This window comes from Xanthomonas sp. LF07-6 (genome assembly GCF_034105445.1).
Classification (GTDB): Bacteria; Pseudomonadota; Gammaproteobacteria; order Xanthomonadales; family Xanthomonadaceae; genus Xanthomonas_A; species Xanthomonas_A sontii.
The window spans coordinates 105373-121524 of record NZ_JAXGGI010000008.1 but is presented as its reverse complement, the minus strand read 5'-3'; the positions used below and the strand labels follow the sequence as shown (position 1 = coordinate 121524).

The following is a 16152-nucleotide window of genomic DNA, read 5'->3' as shown; positions in this document are numbered from 1 at the left end:
CGCATCCGACTTGTTGCAGTCGGGACTGAAGTCCCTCCCACAAAGAGCGATCCGCGGTCATTGTTGCCGTCAGCCTTGCACTGGAGATAAGGGGCTGTCTCTGTAGAGGCGGCTTCAGCCGCGACCGGGCGTTCCCATGAAACCCGGTCGCGGCTGAAGCCGCTCCTAAGGAAAAGACGCGGTGTGGCCGGTAACGCCTGTCGCAGTTGACGCCGCGCCTACAAAAAGCCCGAACGTGTGCTGGCGCGTCTCACAGATCCTCGTGGATCCCGCACTCGCGCTTGAGGCCGAAGAAGCGGGTGTCTTCCTCGCGCATGCCCGGTTCCCAGCGGCGGGTGGTGTGGAAATCGCCGATGGAGACGTAGCCCTGTTCCCACAGCGGGTGATAGGGCAGGTCGTGCTGCTGCATGTATTGCCACAGGTCGCGATCGCTCCAGTCGGCGATCGGATTGATCTTGTAGCGATCGCCGCGCTTCTGCACGAACGGGGTCTGCGCGCGGCTGTCGGACTGGCTGCGGCGCAGGCCTGTGAACCAGGTACCGACCTTCAGTTCGTCCAGGGCGCGACGCATCGGCTCGACCTTGCGCAGGTTGTTGTACTGCTCGATACCGACCATGCCCTGTTCCCACAGGCGGCCGTGGCGCGCTTCCATCCAGGCGCGGCTGACCAGCGGGCGATAGATCTTGAGGTTGAGCTTGAGCCGCTCGGTCAGCGCGTCGGCGAAGCGGTAGGTCTCGGCGAACAGGTAGCCGGTGTCGATCAGGATCACCGGGATGTCCGGGCGCTGCCGGGTTAGCAGGTGCAGGGTGGCGGCCGATTGCGCGCCGAAGCTGGACGACAGCGCCGCTTCGGCCGGGCCGTGCTGCAACGCCCAGGCCACCCGCTCGGGCGCGGACAGCGTCGCCAGCAGCGCATTGGCGGCATCGAGATCCAGGGCCGGCACCGGTGCGTTGGCGGAGGCGTCTTGGGAGGCGGCGGGCAGAGCGCTCATGCGTGCAGTTCCGACGGAATCAGGTGACGGTGGGTGGGATAGGTGGGCAACTCGACCACGCCGGTGCGGTGCAGGAAATCGCCGAAGCGCTCGTCCTCATGCCGCTCGTTGGCATAGCGCGCGAACAGCGGTTCCAGCGCGGCGAGGATCTCCGGCTCGGCGATGTTCTCGCGGTACAGGGTGTTGAGGCGCTGCCCGCGGTGGTCGCCGCCGAGCATCAGGTTGTAGCGGCCCGGCGCCTTGCCGACCAGGGCGATCTCGGCCAGGTACGGCCGCGAGCAGCCGTTCGGGCAGCCGGAGAGGCGCAGCAGGATCGGCGCGTCCTGCAGGCCGTGGCGCGCCAGCAATGGCTGCAGCTGCGCGGCGAAGGCCGGCAGGTAGCGCTCGGCCTCGGCCATCGCCAGGCCGCAGGTGGGCAGCGCCACGCAGGCCATGGCCGCGCGCGCCAGCGCGGTGGGTGCGCGGTTGCCGGCGTCCAGCGCATGCGCGCGCACCAGCGCGTCGATCGCCTCGCGTTGCGCGGCGGGAACGCCGGCGATCACCAGGTTCTGGTTCGAGGTCATGCGGAAGTGCGCGCCGTCGCCGGCGTCGCGCAGCTGCGTGGCGATCGCGCGCAGGCCGCTGAGGTGCTGTGCGCCGTCGGCGTGGTCGGCGATGCGCCCGGCCGGCAGCGACAGGGTCAGGTGCCAGCGGCCGTCCTCGCCAGCCTGCCAGCCGGCGCGGTCGCCGTTGTGCTCGAAGGCGAAGTCGCGCGTGGGCTGCAGGCGCACGCCGGCACGGCGCTCGATCTCCGCCAGCACCGTCTCCAGGCCGTGGTCGTCGATGGTGTACTTGAAGCGCGCGCGCTTGCGCACGGTGCGGTTGCCCAGGTCGCGCTGGGTGGTGACCACCGCGGTAGCGACATCCAGCAGGTGCGCGCGGTCGATGAAGCCGACCACGTTGGCCACGCGCGGGTAGGTCTCCGCATCGCCATGGCTGGCGCCCATGCCGCCGCCGAGGCTGACGTTGTAGCCGGCGAGCGTGCCGTCGGCGTCGAGTACGCCGATGAAGCCCAGATCGTTGGCGAACACGTCCACGTCGTTGATCGGGGGCAGCGCGAAACCGATCTTGAACTTGCGCGGCAGGTAGGCGTTGCCGTAGATCGGCTCGTCCTCCTGGCCGCTGCCGGCGACCTGCTCCTCGTCCAGCCAGATCTCGTAGTAGGCGCGGGTGTTGGGCAGCAGGTGTTCGGACACGCGCGCGGCGTCGGCGTAGAGCGTGGCGTGCGCCTGCGAGGCCAGCGGATTGGCGGCGACCTGCACGTTGCGATTGACGTCGCCGCAGGCGGCCAGGGTGTCGATCAGCGCGGCGTTGATCGCCTGCATGGTTGCTTTCAGCTCGCGCTTGATCACCCCGTGGAACTGGAACGCCTGGCGCGTGGTGACGCGCAGCGAGTGGTTGCCGTAGGTGGTGGCGATGGCGTCGAGCTTGAGCCACTGCGCCGGATCGACCACCCCGCCCGGGGTGCGCGTGCGGATCATGAACTGGTAGGCCGGCTCCAGCTTCTGCCGGCGCCGCTCCTCGCGCAGATCGCGGTCGTCCTGCTGGTAGCTGCCGTGATACTTGATCAGGGTCTGATCGTCCTCGCGCAGCGCCCCGGTGACCGGATCGGCCAGGCTCTGCAGCAGCGACCCGCGCAAGCGCTGGCTGTGGTGCTTGATGTCTTCGACGGAGTGGGACATTGGGCAGGGAATCGAGAATAGGGAATAGGGAATTGCAAGAGCGGGTGCGTCGGATTACGGAAAGCCCGTCGAGGCCGGCTGTTGCCCATTCCCCATTCCCGTTTCCCGATTCCCCGCCTCAATAGACATCACGCGCATACCGCCCCTCCCGCTGCAGTTGGCTGAGGTAGGCGGCGGCGTCCTCGGGGCTGTGGGCGCCGTGGTCGGCGACGAGCTCCAGCAGGGTGGCGTGCACGTCCTTGCCCATGGCGATGGCGCCGCACACGTACAGGTGCGCGCCGTTCTGCAGCCAGTCGTAGACGGCACGGCCGTGTTCGCGCAGGCGCTGCTGCACGTAGACCTTGGAAGGAGCGGTGTTCCCGCGCAGCGGTTGCACGTCGCGCGAGAACGCCAGGTCCAGCCGGTGCAGTTCGCCGCTGCGCAGCGCCTGCTGCCATTCGGCCTGGTAGAGGAAGTCGCGGTTGAAGTGGCGGGCGCCGAAGAACAGCCAGTTGCGGCCGCTGGCGCCGCTCTCGGCGCGCTCCTGCACGAAGCCGCGGAACGGCGCCACGCCGGTGCCGGGGCCGATCATCAGGATGTCGCGGCTGGCGTCGGCCGGCACCCGGAAGCGTTCGTTGGGCTCGATGTAGATCGGGGCGCTGTCGCCTTCGGCCAGGGCGGCCAAATAGCCGCTGGCGGCGCCACCGTGCGCATGGCCGTGGGCGTCGTAGGCCAGCACGTCGACGGTGAGGTGGGCTTCGTCGCCGACCCGCTTGCGGCTGGAGGCGATCGAGTACAGGCGCGGGACCATCGGCCGCAGCGCCTGCAGCAGCGCGGCGTGGTCCCAATCCGCCGGCCAGCGACGCAACACGTCGATCACTTGGTGATCGGCGAGCAGCGCCGCCAGGCCGGCGGTCTGGGTGGGGTCGAGCAGCTCGGTCAGCGCGGTCGCGCCGGCGCGTTCGGCGACCGCGCTGAGCAACGGGCGCGAGACCCGGGTCAGTTCGCGGTGGCCGCTGAGCCACTCGTTCAGAGACAGTGTCTGCCCATCGGCGGTGAGTTCGGCGTGACCGTCCAGTCGCGTCGCGGTCAACACCGCCTCGACCAGCGCAGGCGGGTTGCGATGGCGCACGCCCAGGGCATCGCCGGGTTCGTAGTGCAGGCCGCTGCCGGCCAGCGACAGCTCCAGGTGGCGCACGTCCTTGTCGGCCGGGCCGTGCGCGGCGTAGCGCGGTCCCTTGAAGTCGCGGCCGCTGATCGGCTGGTTGGCCAGCACCTCGGCGGCGAACGGCTGAGTGCGGCTCCAAGCCGTGGCCGCGGTGCCGCGCAGCGGGGTCACCGTGGCCGACGGCGCCGCGGGCGTGTGGCGGCCCAGCACGTCGCGTGCCTGCGCCAGCGCCTGCACGCGCCATGGCGCCGCGACCGTCTCGATCTCCAGGTCGGCCTCGCCCAGCGGCAGCAGCCGTTGCGCGCCGAGTTCGGCCAGGCGCGCATCCAGACGCCGGGCGATGCCGCAGAAATCGGCGTAGCTGGAATCGCCCAGGCCGAGCACGGCGTACTGCAGCTGCGGCAGCTTTGGCGCGCGCCGGCTCTGCAGGAACTCGACGAAGCCGATCGCATCGTCCGGCGGGTCGCCCTCGCCCTGGGTGCTGATGACCACGTACAGCAGGCGTTCGTTGCCCAGCTCGCGGGTGGGATAGACGTCGGCGCGCAGCAGGCGCACCGCCAGCCCGGCGGCTTCGGCCTCGGCGGCGACCTGTTCGGCGGCGCGGCGCGCGTTGCCGGTCTGGCTGCCGTAGACGATGCTCAACTGCGGCGCGGGCGAGGGTGACGCGGCGGCACCGGCGACCACGGCCAGCGCCGGCGTTGTCGGCCCCTGCGCCTGGGCCAGGCCGGCGGCGTAGCCGGACAGCCACCACAGGCCGGCCGCGTCCAGGCCCTCCACGGTCCGCGCCAGCAGTGCCTTGCGCTCCTCGGGCAAGGGGCTGGGCGGCAACGCGGGCGAGGCGGCGGTCATGGCCGGTCCGGGTGTTGGGAAGGGATGACCGATGTTAGGGAAGCGTTGCGCGGTGCAGAAAGGAACAGGGGTTATCGGCTCATGCCCGGGGCTTATTTCTGCCGGGCGGCCGGCGCGACGCACACTGCCGCCCCGACTGCCACGACCGCTGCTACGCTTCGGTCCGGTCTCCCACTGCCTGCCGCCGCCGTCTCGATGAGTGCGTTCCCCCTGTCCCACCTCGACCGCCTAGAGGCCGAGAGCATCCACATCCTGCGCGAGGTCGCTGCCGAGTTCCGCAACCCGGTGCTGCTGTATTCGGTGGGCAAGGACAGCTCGGTTCTGCTGCACCTGCTGCTCAAGGCGTTCGCGCCAGCGCCGCCGCCGATCCCGCTGCTGCACGTGGACACGCGCTGGAAGTTCCGCGAGATGATCGCCTTCCGCGACCGCCGCGCCGCCGAGACCGGCGTGGAGCTGCGCGTGCACATCAATCCCGACGGCGTCGCCCAGGACGTCGGCCCGTTCAGCCACGGCGCCAGCGTGCATACCGACGTGATGAAGACCCAGGCGCTCAAGCAGGCGCTGGACCTGTGGAAGTTCGATGCCGCCATCGGCGGCGCGCGCCGCGACGAGGAGAAGGCGCGCGCCAAGGAGCGGGTGTTCTCGTTCCGCAATGCGCACCATCGCTGGGATCCCAAGCAGCAGCGTCCGGAGCTGTGGAATCTGTACAACCCGCGGATCCATCCCGGCGAGAGCGTGCGCGTGTTCCCGCTGTCCAACTGGACCGAGCTGGACATCTGGCTGTACATCTACCGCGAAGCGATTCCGGTGGTGCCGCTGTACTTCGCCGCCGAGCGCCCGGTGGTGGAACGCGACGGCGCGCTGATCATGGTCGACGACGCGCGCCTGCCGCTGCGTCCCGGCGAAACCCCGCAACTGCGCCGCGTGCGCTTCCGCACCCTCGGCTGCTACCCGCTGACCGGCGCGATAGAGTCGCAGGCCGACACCCTGGAGAAGATCATCGCCGAGATGCTGCAGGCCACCACCTCCGAACGCCAGGGCCGGATCATCGACCAGGATCCGGGTGCCTCGATGGAGCAGAAGAAGGTGGAGGGGTATTTCTGATGGGCTGGGAATCGGGAACAGGGAATCGGGAATCGCAAGTGCAAAAGCAAGCATCGCCGCCATCTGGCGCGTCGCAGGAGACCGCTGTTTCCATTCCCCATTCCCCATTCCCTATTCCCGTAGGCGGCGACGCAGTCGCCGCCTACCTGCAGCAACACGAACACAAGCCGCTGCTGCGCTTCATCACCTGCGGCAGCGTCGACGACGGCAAGAGCACGCTGATCGGTCGCTTGCTGTACGACAGCAAGCGGCTGTTCGACGACCAACTGGCCGCGCTCGGTGCCGACAGCAAGCGCCACGGCACCCGCGGCGGAGCCATCGACTATGCGCTGCTGCTGGACGGCCTGGCCGCCGAGCGCGAGCAGGGCATCACCATCGATGTGGCCTACCGCTATTTCGATACCGACCGGCGCAAGTTCATCGTCGCCGACTGCCCCGGGCATGCGCAGTACACCCGCAACATGGCCACCGGCGCCTCCACCGCCGATGTGGCGGTGGTGCTGGTCGATGCGTCCAAGGGCGTGCTGACCCAGACCCGCCGGCACAGCTACATCGTCGCGCTGCTGGGCATCCGCCACGTGGTGCTGGCGGTCAACAAGATGGACCTGGTCGGCTTCGCGCAGGCGACGTTCGACGCGATCGCCGCTGAGTACCGCGCGCTCGCCGCGCAGTTGGGCATCGCCGACGTGCAGTGCATTCCGCTGTCGGCGCTGGAGGGCGACAACCTGTCGCAGCGTTCGGCGCGCATGCCCTGGTATGCCGGCCCGGCACTGCTCGAACATCTGGAAGGCGTGCAACTGGACGCGCGCGGCGGCGACGGCGGCCTGCGCCTGCCGGTGCAGTGGGTCAACCGGCCGCACGCGCAGTTCCGCGGCTTCGCGGGCACCGTGGCGGCCGGCGCGGTGCAGCCTGGCGATGCGGTGGTGGTGTTGCCGTCGGCGCGGCGCGCGCAGGTCGCGCAGGTGCTGATCGGCGCCGAGCCGGTGCCGCGCGCGGTCGCCGGGCAGGCAGTGACCCTGACCCTGACCGAGGAGATCGACGTCAGCCGTGGCGATGTGATCGCCGCTGCCGGCGATCCGCCGGAGGTGGCCGACCAGTTCGCCGCGCACGTGCTGTGGATGGACGATGCCGCGCTGCTGCCGGGTCGCCCGTACTGGCTGAAGATCGGTGCGCGCACCGTGGCCGCCAGTGTCACCGAGATCAAGCACCGCATCGACGTCAACACGCAGGAGCGGCTGGCGGCCAAGCGCCTGGAACTCAACGAGGTCGGTTACTGCAACCTGGCGCTGGACCAGCCGATCGCCTTCGCCCCGTACGCGCAGGACCGTGCGCTCGGCGGCTTCATCCTGATCGACCGCCACAGCAACGCCACCGTCGCCGCCGGGACCCTGGATTTCGCGCTGCGCCGCGCCGGCAACGTGCATTGGCAGCACCTGGACGTGGACAAGGCCGCGCGCGCGCGGATCAAGGGACAGACACCGAAGGTGCTGTGGTTCACCGGCCTGTCCGGCGCCGGCAAGTCGACCATCGCCAACCTGGTCGACAAGCGCCTGCACGCACTGGGCTACCACACCTTCATTCTCGATGGCGACAACGTGCGCCATGGCCTGAACCGCGATCTGGGCTTCACCGACGAGGATCGCGTGGAAAACATCCGCCGCGTCGCCGAGGTGGCCAGGCTGATGACCGACGCCGGCCTGATCGTGCTGGTCAGCTTCATCTCGCCGTTCCGCGCCGAGCGGCAACTGGCGCGCGAGCGCTTCGGCGAGGGCGAGTTCCTCGAAGTGTTCGTCGACGTGCCGCTGCCGGTGGCCGAGGCGCGCGACGTCAAGGGCCTGTACGCCAAGGCGCGCGCCGGCCTGATTCCCAACTTCACCGGCATCGACTCCCCGTACGAGGCGCCGGAGCGGCCGGAACTGCACCTGCACGCCGATGGCGACAACGTCGAAGCGCTGGCCGCGCAGGTGCTGGCGGCGCTGGGGTTGCAGGACTGAGGCGGGGGCGGGGCGTTGCGAGGGTCGATCGCCTTCCCGATGCCGCCGCACTGTAGGAGCCAACTGTCATGCAGTCGCGCCGAAGAGCGCCCGCCAGGCACCCGACCTCGAGGCGTCGGGACTGAAGTCCCTCCCACAGTGCACCCAGCCAACGTGTCGCAAGTCTCGGCGTGAGCTGTTCCGTCACACGCGAATAGTGCTCGCTGTTGCGGAAATCAGCGTTGTTGTGTGTCCATCAGGATCAGCAGGCAATAAGCGCCACCACGCGCAGTGCATTTGTTGGCGGACACGGCAATGATCCAGGCGTGTGCAGCAGTCGCAGTTGCTTCGGCCTTTGCTGTTGATGTTGCTCTGGCTTTTGATTGAACGGGTTCCCTTCCGCAGTGGCGGCCATCGCGGGGGAAAACCCCGCAGGGACGGCGCACATGGACGTGCCCCGTTCGCGGCAGGGGCGGGATGCCTCTTTCGCGAATCCCCGGGATGGACGCGGACCCGGAGCGCGTCAGCGCGGAGGGCGCAAGGCAGGGTGTGCTTTACCACAGCCGAAGGCTGATCAAAGTGACTCGCCGCAAGGCGAAAGCCCTGGCTGTTGCTTGAGATGTAGGGGCCGGACGTGAAGAACCTCCGCGGTGCCCGCGGGCTAAATCACGGGCGGTCATCACGTGACAGCCGCGGCCGCGCATGCTTAAGTCGTCGCCCTCCTCATCGGCGAAGGCCCGTCCATGCCAGCTCTGTCCCGTCGCATGCTGTTCTCCGTCCTCGCGCTGTGCTGCGGCGCGGCCTGCGCGCAGGCCCCCGATGCGGTGCCGACCGGACGCCTGCCGAATTGGGTGGTGCCGGAGCACTATGCGCTGGACTTGAAGATCGATCCGGAGCGCACCAGCTTCGACGGCACCGCCACCGTCCGCGTGCGCCTGGAGCGCGCCTCCGATCATCTGTGGCTGCACGGCAAGGAGCTACGGGTGAGCAAGGCCACGCTGCGCACCGCCGATGGTGCGTCGTTCCCGGTGCGCTACACCCAGGCCGACGCGCAGGCCGGCGTGGCCCGCATCGCCTTCGGGCGCACGCTGCAGCCGCAGGAACTGATCCTGACCATCGTCTACAGCGCGCCGTTCAACCAGCAGTTGCAGGGCCTCTACCAGGTCAAGGCGCAGGGGCATGCCTATGCCTTGACGCAGATGGAGCCGATCAGCGCGCGCTACGCTTTCCCCGGCTTCGACGAGCCGGCGCTGAAGACGCCGTTCGCGCTGCGCCTGACCGTGCCCGAGGGCGAGCAGGCGCTGGCCAATACCCGCGCCGAGTCCACCGAGCCGGCGGGCAAGGGCTGGAAGACCGTGCGCTTCGCCGAGACCGTGCCGCTGCCGACCTACCTGGTGGCCTACGCGGTCGGGCCGTGGGACGTGGTCGACGGGCCGGCGCTGCCGGCCACGCCGCAGCGCGCGCAGGCCACCCCCTTGCGCGGCGTCGCTGCACAAGGACAGGGCCCGCGCATCCGGCGCGCGCTGCAGCAGACGCCGGAGATCATCGCCGCGCTGGAGGACTACTACGACTTCGGCTATCCGTTCGACAAGCTGGACCTGGTGGCCGCGCCGGACTTCTCCGCCGGGGCGATGGAGAACCCCGGCTTCGTCACCTTCCGCGACTGGCTGTTGCTGCTGGACGACCATTCGCCGCGGCACAACGTCGAGGGCTCGTTCAACGTCACCGCGCACGAGCTGGCGCACCAGTGGACCGGCGATACGGTGACCATGGCCTGGTGGGACGACCTGTGGCTCAACGAGGCCTTCGCCACCTGGATGCAGCAGAAGATCACCATGCGCCTGCGTCCGCAGTACCGCGCCGACCTGGACCGCATCAGTGCCGCGCAGGAGGCGATGGACAACGACAGCCTGGTCAGCGCGCGCAAGATCCGCCAGCCGATCACCGGCAACGGCGACATCGAGACCGCCTTCGACAGCATCACCTACCGCAAGGGCGCCGCAGTGCTGGGCATGTTCGAGCAGTTCGTCGGCGAGGACACCTTCCGCAGCGGCATGCGCAGCTACATTCGCGCGCACCGCTTCGGCAACGCCACTGCCGACGACCTGGTCGATGCCATCGCCGCCGCGGCCGGCAAGGGCGAGGACGTCAAGGCCGCATTCCGCAGCTTCCTCGATCAGCCGGGCGTGCCCTATCTGCAAGCGCAGTTGCAGCCCGAGGCGGGCGGCGCGGTGCTGCAACTGCACCAGCAGCGCTTCCTGCCGCTGGGCTCGCGCGGCAACGCCGCACAGACCTGGGGCGTGCCGGTGTGCGTCAAGTACGGCACGCGCCAGGGCGTGCGCCGTGCCTGCCAGATGCTGTCTTCCGGCGACGGCCGCCTCGTGCTCGCTGGTGCCGATGCCGACAGCTGGGTGATGCCGAATGCCGGCGGCACCGGCTACTACCGCTTCGCCCTGCCCAAGCCGCAGCTGGCCGCGCTCGGCCGCCATCTCGATGCGCTCGACGATGCCGAGAAGCTGGCCTATGCCGATGCCATCGACAGCGCGTTCCGCACCGGCGAGGCCGATACCGCGGACGTGATCGCGGCGATGCAGCAACTGGCGCCGGCCAAGGCCACGGCGGTGGCCACCGCGATGAACGACCGCATCGCCTGGATCTGGCGGGTGCTGGCGCGCGACGAGGCGCAGCGCGCCATGCTGCGCCAGGCCACCGACGCCGCGTTCGGCGCACGCCTGCGGGCGCTGGGCGATCGGCGCCGCGCCGGCGACAGCGATGACGACGTGGCGCTGCGCTCCACCCTGGCCGAACTGCTCGGGGTGACCATGGGCGTGCCGGCGGTGCGGCAGGCGCTGCTGGCCCAGGGCGATGCGGTGCTGGCCGGCAAGAGCGGTGCGCTGGATTTCGCCGCCGCCAACCCGGATCTGCTTGGCGCAGCGCTGACGGTGGCGGTGCAGGCGCGTGGCGCGCCCGCGGTGGACGCATTGATCGCCGCCCTGCGCGGTCACGGCGAACCGGCCCAGCGCAATGCGATGATCGAAGCGCTCGGCGCCGTGCAGGATCCGAAGCAGTTGCAGAAGGTGCGCGATTTCGCCCTGACCGATGCGATCAAGGTCGGCGAGATGAACAGCCTGCTGATGGGCGCGCATGCCGAGCCGGCCACGCACGCCTCGATGTGGCCCTGGTACACCGCGCACTTCGATCGCATCGTGGCGCGCTCCGGTTCCTTCGACGGCGGTCGCTTGCCGGCGCTGGCGGCCAGCGGTGGCTGCGATGCCGCCGAAGCGGACCGGCTGGAGGCGTTCTTCACGCCGCGCCTGAAGGCACTCAGCGGCGCTGACCGCGGCCTTGCGCAGACCGCCGAGACGATTCGCCTGTGCAGTGCGCTGCAGGCGCGACAGCGCGCCGCTTTTTCGCCGCACTGATTGCAGTTGCCAGGTTCCTGCGCCGCCCGCATGCTATGCGGCGCGCACTCGCGTGGCAGGCGCAGGGATGGCGGATTGGGTGGCGGACGACGCTGCCGGGCAACGTTCAGGGGGAACGCATGGATCCGAAGCTGCATGACGTGTTGGCCAGAACCAATGTGGCCGAACTGGTCCAACCGGCGTGCGCCGAACAGGTGACGCATCAGCCGGTGCAGCCGGAGCCAGCGCCGCCGCCGCCGCCCAGATACGCCACCTCCGATCCGTTCCAGTACCACCTGGCCAGCACAGAGGTCGTCGGCAAATTAGCCGAGGGGCGTACGTCGCCGGCGCTGCGCTTTTTCGGCTGGTTGGTGTTCGGGCTGCCAATGGCCTCGTTCGGATTGATGATGCTGCACGCGATCTGGTATGACGCGTCGGCGCATGCCCTGTATGTGCCGCACACCCTGGGGCAGGCGGTGCGCATGCTGCTTGGGACTGCATCGGCGCTTGCCTTCGTGGTGGCCTATCCGTACTTCACCCGGCGTCGTACCGGCAAGACTGATTGAGCGGCCCAAGCCGCGCCACGCGTGCGCTGCGTCTCATCGCGCAGCGCATGCGTTGGCCGGCAAGGGTCGTCGGTCATGGTCGCGACGTGTCAACGCCCGTCACGCCAGGCCGTTAGACTGGGTCGAACTCCACGCGTCCGGGATCTCCATGCCGCACCGACCACGCGCCGGCGTCCGCCTGGTGTGCCTCCTGTTGTCCGCGCTCGCGCTCGCCGGTTGCGGCAAGGCCCCGGCGCCGGCCGCGGCCAGTGCCGCGATTCCGGTGACGCTGCAGACGGTGCAGCCCCGTGAGTGGAACGACAGCCTGGCCGCGCTGGGCACGGTCAAGGCCCGCGAGTCGGTGACGCTGACCGCCAAGGTCAGCGAGATCGTGGAGCGCGTGCATTTCGAGAGTGGCCAGGAAGTGGCGGCCGGCGCGCCGCTGGTGACGCTTCGCGGGCAGGGCCAGCAGGCGGCGTTGCGCGAGGCGGAGGCTACCTACACCGAGGCCGAGCAACTGTATCGGCGGCAGAGCGAACTGGTCGGGCGGCAACTGGTGTCGCGCGCGCAACTGGACACGCAACGCGCGCTGCGCGATGCCGCGCAGGCGCGGGTGCTGCAGATGCGCGCGGAGATCGGCGACCGCAGCGTGCGCGCGCCGTTCGCCGGCGTGCTCGGCCTGCGCCAGGTCAGCCCCGGCGCGCTGCTGACGCCCGACGCGACCATCGCCACGCTCGACGACGTGGCCCAGGTCTACGTGGATTTCCAGGTGCCGGAGGCGGCGCTGTCGACGGTGAAGGCGGGCGATGCCGTCGGCGGCCGCAGCGTGGCCTATCCGGGGCGCGCCTTCGACGGCAAGGTCGCCACCGTGGATGCGCGCGTGGATAGCGCCACCCGCGCGGTCACCGTGCGTGCCGCGTTCGACAACGCCGACCGCGCGCTGCGCCCGGGCATGCTGATGGACGTGCGCCTGTATCGGCCCGCCCGGCAGGCGCTGGTGATCCCGGAGATCGCGGTGGTGCAGGTGGGGCGCGACGCTTTCGTCTATCGCGTCGGCGCCGACGCCACCGTGGCCCGCGCCGACGTGCGCACCGGCGCGCGCCGCGACGGCCTGGTCGAGATCGTCGACGGCCTGCAGCCCGGCCAGCGCATCGTGGTCGAGGGTACCGGCAAGCTGCGTCCGGGCGTGGCGGTGGTCGATGCGAGGTCGACTGCCGCAGCCGCTCCCGCCACCACCGGCCCGAGTCCCGGTAGTGGCGCCGCGGAACGCGCCCGATGAAGCTGTCCGACGTCTCCATCACCCGGCCGGTGTTCGCCGCGGTGATGAGCCTGTTGCTGGTGGTGTTGGGGGTGATGGCGTACAGCCGGCTGACCCTGCGCGAGTTGCCGGCGATCGATCCGCCGATCGTGTCGGTGGAGGTGCGCTACCCCGGCGCCTCGGCGGCGGTGGTGGAGAGCCGCATCACCCAGGTGCTGGAGGACGCGCTGGCCGGCATCGAAGGCATCGAGACGATCCAGGCGCGCAGTTCCAACGGCGTGGCCGACATCAGCATCGAGTTCCGCGCCACTCGCGACATCGAGGCCGCCGCCAACGACGTGCGCGACGCGGTCAGCCGCGTGCTCGACCGCCTGCCCGACGAGGCCGACGCGCCGGAAATCGCCAAGGTCGAGGCCGATGCCGACGCCATCCTGTGGCTCAACATGAGCTCCAGCACGATGGATGCGCTGCAGCTGTCCGACTACGCCGAACGATACGTGGTGGATCGCCTGTCCAGCATCGACGGCGTGGCCCAGGTGCGCCTGGGCGGGCGCCAGCGCTATGCGATGCGGATCTGGCTGGACCGCGACCAGTTGGCCGCGCGCGACCTCACCGTGGCCGACGTGGAGAACGCGCTGGCCCGCGAGAACGTGGAACTGCCGGCCGGCCGCCTGGAGTCGGCCGACCGCGACTTCACCCTGCGCGTGGAGCGCAGCTACCGCGCACCGGCGGATTTCGCCACGATTCCGCTCGGCAAGGGCCGCGACGGCTACGTGGTGCGGCTGGGCGACGTGGCCAAGGTGGAACTGGCCTCGGCCGAGCGCCGCGCCTACTTCCGCAGCAACGGCGTGCCCAACGTCGGCCTGGGCATCGTCAAGACCTCCACCGCCAACAGCCTGGATGTGGCCCGCGCCGCGCGCGCGGCCGCGCAGCAGATCCAGCAGACCCTGCCCAAGGGCACGCAGATCTTCGTCGCCTTCGATTCCACCGTGTTCATCGATGCCTCGGTGGAACGCGTCTACCACACCCTGATCGAAGCGGTGGTGCTGGTGCTGGTGGTGATCTGGCTGTTCCTGGGCAGCGTGCGCGCGGCGCTGATCCCGGCGGTGACGGTGCCGGTGTGCCTGGTGGCCGCGTTCATCGCGCTGTATGCGTTCGGCTTCTCGATCAATCTGCTGACCCTGCTCGCCCTGGTGCTGTGCATCGGCCTGGTGGTGGACGATGCGATCGTGGTGGTGGAGAACATCCAGCGTCGCGTCGACCTTGGCGAACCGGCGCTGGTGGCGGCGCGGCGCGGCACCGCACAGGTCGCCTTCGCGGTGATCGCCACCACCGCGGTGCTGGTGGCGGTGTTCCTGCCGGTCGGCTTCCTCGAAGGCAATACCGGGCGCCTGTTTCGCGAACTGGCGGTGGCGCTGGCCGCGGCGGTGGCGATCTCCGCCTTCGTCGCGCTGACCCTGACCCCGATGATGTCGTCCAAGCTGCTCAAGGCGCACGCGCGCGAGCAGCCCAACCGCGTGCATGGCTGGGTCGAGGCGCGGCTGCAGGGGCTCAGCGCGCGCTATCGGCGCGTGCTCGAGCGCCACGTCGGCCGTGCCTGGGTGTTCGGCGCGCTGATGCTGGCGGCACTGGCGGCCAGTGCGCTGCTGGCACGGATGATTCCCTCGGAACTGGCGCCGGCCGAGGACCGCGGCTCGTTCCAGGTGATGATCGATGCGCCGGAAGGCGCCGGCTTCGACTACACGGTGGGGCAGATGCACCAGGTCGAGGCCATCCTCGACCGCCACCGCGGCGACGGCCAGCCGATCGCGCGCGCCAATCCGCGCGTGCCCGGCAGCTTCGGCGCCAGCGAGGAGATGCACACCGGCCGGGTCAGCGTGTTCCTGCGCGACTGGAGCGAGCGCGACGTGGCCACCGCCGACGTCGCCGCGACGCTGCAGGAGGAACTGCGCGCCTTGCCCGGCGTGCGTGCGCGCACCCAGGTCGGCGGCGGCCTGGTCAACAGCCGCGGGCAGCCGTTCCAGATCGTGCTCGGCGGCCCCGACTACGCCGAGATCGCGCAATGGCGCGACCGCCTGCTCGCGCGCATCGCCGACAACCCCGGGCTGGTCGGGGCGGACTCGGACTACAAGGAAACCCGGCCGCAGATGCGCGTGGAGATCGACCGCCAGCGGGCAGCCGACCTCGGCGTGCCGGTGACCGAGATCGGCCGCGCGCTGGAGACGCTGATGGGCGCGCGCCAGGTCACCACCTTCGTCGACAATGGCGAGGAGTACGACGTGATGCTGCAGGCCAGTCGCGACGGCCGCGCCGATCCGGCCGACCTGGCGGCGATCCGGGTACGCGCCGATAGCGGCCAGCTGATCCCGCTGTCCAACCTGGTGACCCTGCGCGAAGTCGCCGAGCCGGGCAACCTGCACCGCTTCAATCGCCTGCGTGCCATCACCATCAACGCCGGCCTGGCCCCGGGCTATCCGCTCGGCGAGGCGATCGCCTGGGCGCAGCAGGTGGCGCGCGAGGAACTGCCCGACTACGCGCAGCTCGACTGGAAGGGCGAATCGCGCGAGTACCAGAAGGCCGGCGGCGCGGTGCTGCTGACCTTCGCCCTGGCGTTGCTGATCGTGTATCTGGTGCTGGCGGCGCAGTTCGAGAGCTTCATCCACCCGCTGGTGATCATGCTGACCGTGCCGCTGGGCGTGCTCGGCGCGCTGATCGGCCTGGCGATCAGCGGCGGTACGCTCAACCTGTTCAGTCAGATCGGTATCGTGATGCTGGTCGGGCTGGCGGCCAAGAACGGCATCCTGATCGTGGAGTTCGCCAACCAGTTGCGCGATGCCGGGCGCAGCGTGCGCGACGCGATTGTAGAGGCCTCGGCGGTGCGCCTGCGGCCGATCCTGATGACCTCGCTGGCCACCGTGGTCGGCGCGATCCCGCTGGTGCTCGCCGGCGGCCCCGGATCGGCCAGCCGCGCCACCATCGGTATCGTGGTGATCTTCGGCGTATCGGTGTCCACGCTGCTGTCGCTGTTCGTGGTGCCGGCGTTCTATGCGCTGCTGGCGCCGTACACGCGCTCGCCGGACGCGGTGCAGCAGCGCCTGCAGCAACTGGAAGTGCAGACGCCGTCGGTCGGCGGCCACGCCTGAGCCGGGCCGCTCAGGCAGCC

9 protein-coding genes are annotated in these 16152 nt (G+C 70.1%); 6 read left to right on the top strand and 3 right to left on the bottom strand.

What is annotated here, in order from left to right:
• Nucleotides 1-250: 250 nt before the first annotated feature.
• From SLW56_RS13750 to SLW56_RS13740, 3 genes are all read right to left on the bottom strand, one after another.
• Nucleotides 251-991 (bottom strand): phosphoadenylyl-sulfate reductase, encoded by a 741-nt coding sequence (locus SLW56_RS13750; RefSeq protein ID WP_267115136.1) that lies wholly within the window; start codon nt 989-991, stop codon nt 251-253.
• Nucleotides 988-2712: an assimilatory sulfite reductase (NADPH) hemoprotein subunit gene (gene cysI, locus SLW56_RS13745; RefSeq protein WP_320694993.1), complete on the bottom strand. Its 1725-nt coding sequence runs from the start codon at nt 2710-2712 to the stop codon at nt 988-990. The genes SLW56_RS13750 and cysI overlap by 4 nt, the downstream gene beginning before the upstream one ends.
• A gap of 118 nt (nt 2713-2830) precedes the next feature.
• Complete coding sequence (locus SLW56_RS13740) at nt 2831-4708, bottom strand: assimilatory sulfite reductase (NADPH) flavoprotein subunit (protein WP_320694992.1); 1878 nt, start codon at nt 4706-4708, stop codon at nt 2831-2833.
• 195 nt (nt 4709-4903) lie between these two features.
• Between SLW56_RS13740 and cysD the strand changes: the two genes are divergently transcribed.
• The 6 genes from cysD to SLW56_RS13710 all read left to right on the top strand — a co-directional run bounded on the left by cysD (nt 4904) and on the right by SLW56_RS13710 (nt 16132).
• A complete protein-coding gene (gene cysD, locus SLW56_RS13735; RefSeq protein WP_017910600.1) occupies nt 4904-5812 on the top strand; it encodes a sulfate adenylyltransferase subunit CysD in 909 nt (302 codons plus the stop codon).
• Nucleotides 5812-7806 (top strand): sulfate adenylyltransferase subunit CysN, encoded by a 1995-nt coding sequence (gene cysN, locus SLW56_RS13730; RefSeq protein ID WP_320694991.1) that lies wholly within the window; start codon nt 5812-5814, stop codon nt 7804-7806. The genes cysD and cysN overlap by 1 nt, the downstream gene beginning before the upstream one ends.
• A gap of 722 nt (nt 7807-8528) precedes the next feature.
• On the top strand, nt 8529-11207 hold the full coding sequence (locus tag SLW56_RS13725; protein ID WP_320694990.1) for a M1 family metallopeptidase: 2679 nt from the start codon (nt 8529-8531) through the stop codon (nt 11205-11207).
• Nucleotides 11208-11326: 119 nt separating this feature from the next.
• Complete coding sequence (locus SLW56_RS13720) at nt 11327-11752, top strand: hypothetical protein (RefSeq protein ID WP_017915324.1); 426 nt, start codon at nt 11327-11329, stop codon at nt 11750-11752.
• Between the two features lie 148 nt (nt 11753-11900).
• Nucleotides 11901-13010, top strand: coding sequence for an efflux RND transporter periplasmic adaptor subunit (locus SLW56_RS13715; protein ID WP_320694989.1), 1110 nt, complete (start codon nt 11901-11903; stop codon nt 13008-13010).
• The gene (locus SLW56_RS13710; protein WP_320694988.1) at nt 13007-16132 is read left to right on the top strand and encodes an efflux RND transporter permease subunit; all 3126 of its coding nucleotides are present in this window, start codon (nt 13007-13009) and stop codon (nt 16130-16132) included. Before SLW56_RS13715 ends, SLW56_RS13710 begins: the two co-directional genes overlap by 4 nt.
• The last annotated feature ends 20 nt before the right edge of the window (nt 16133-16152 follow it).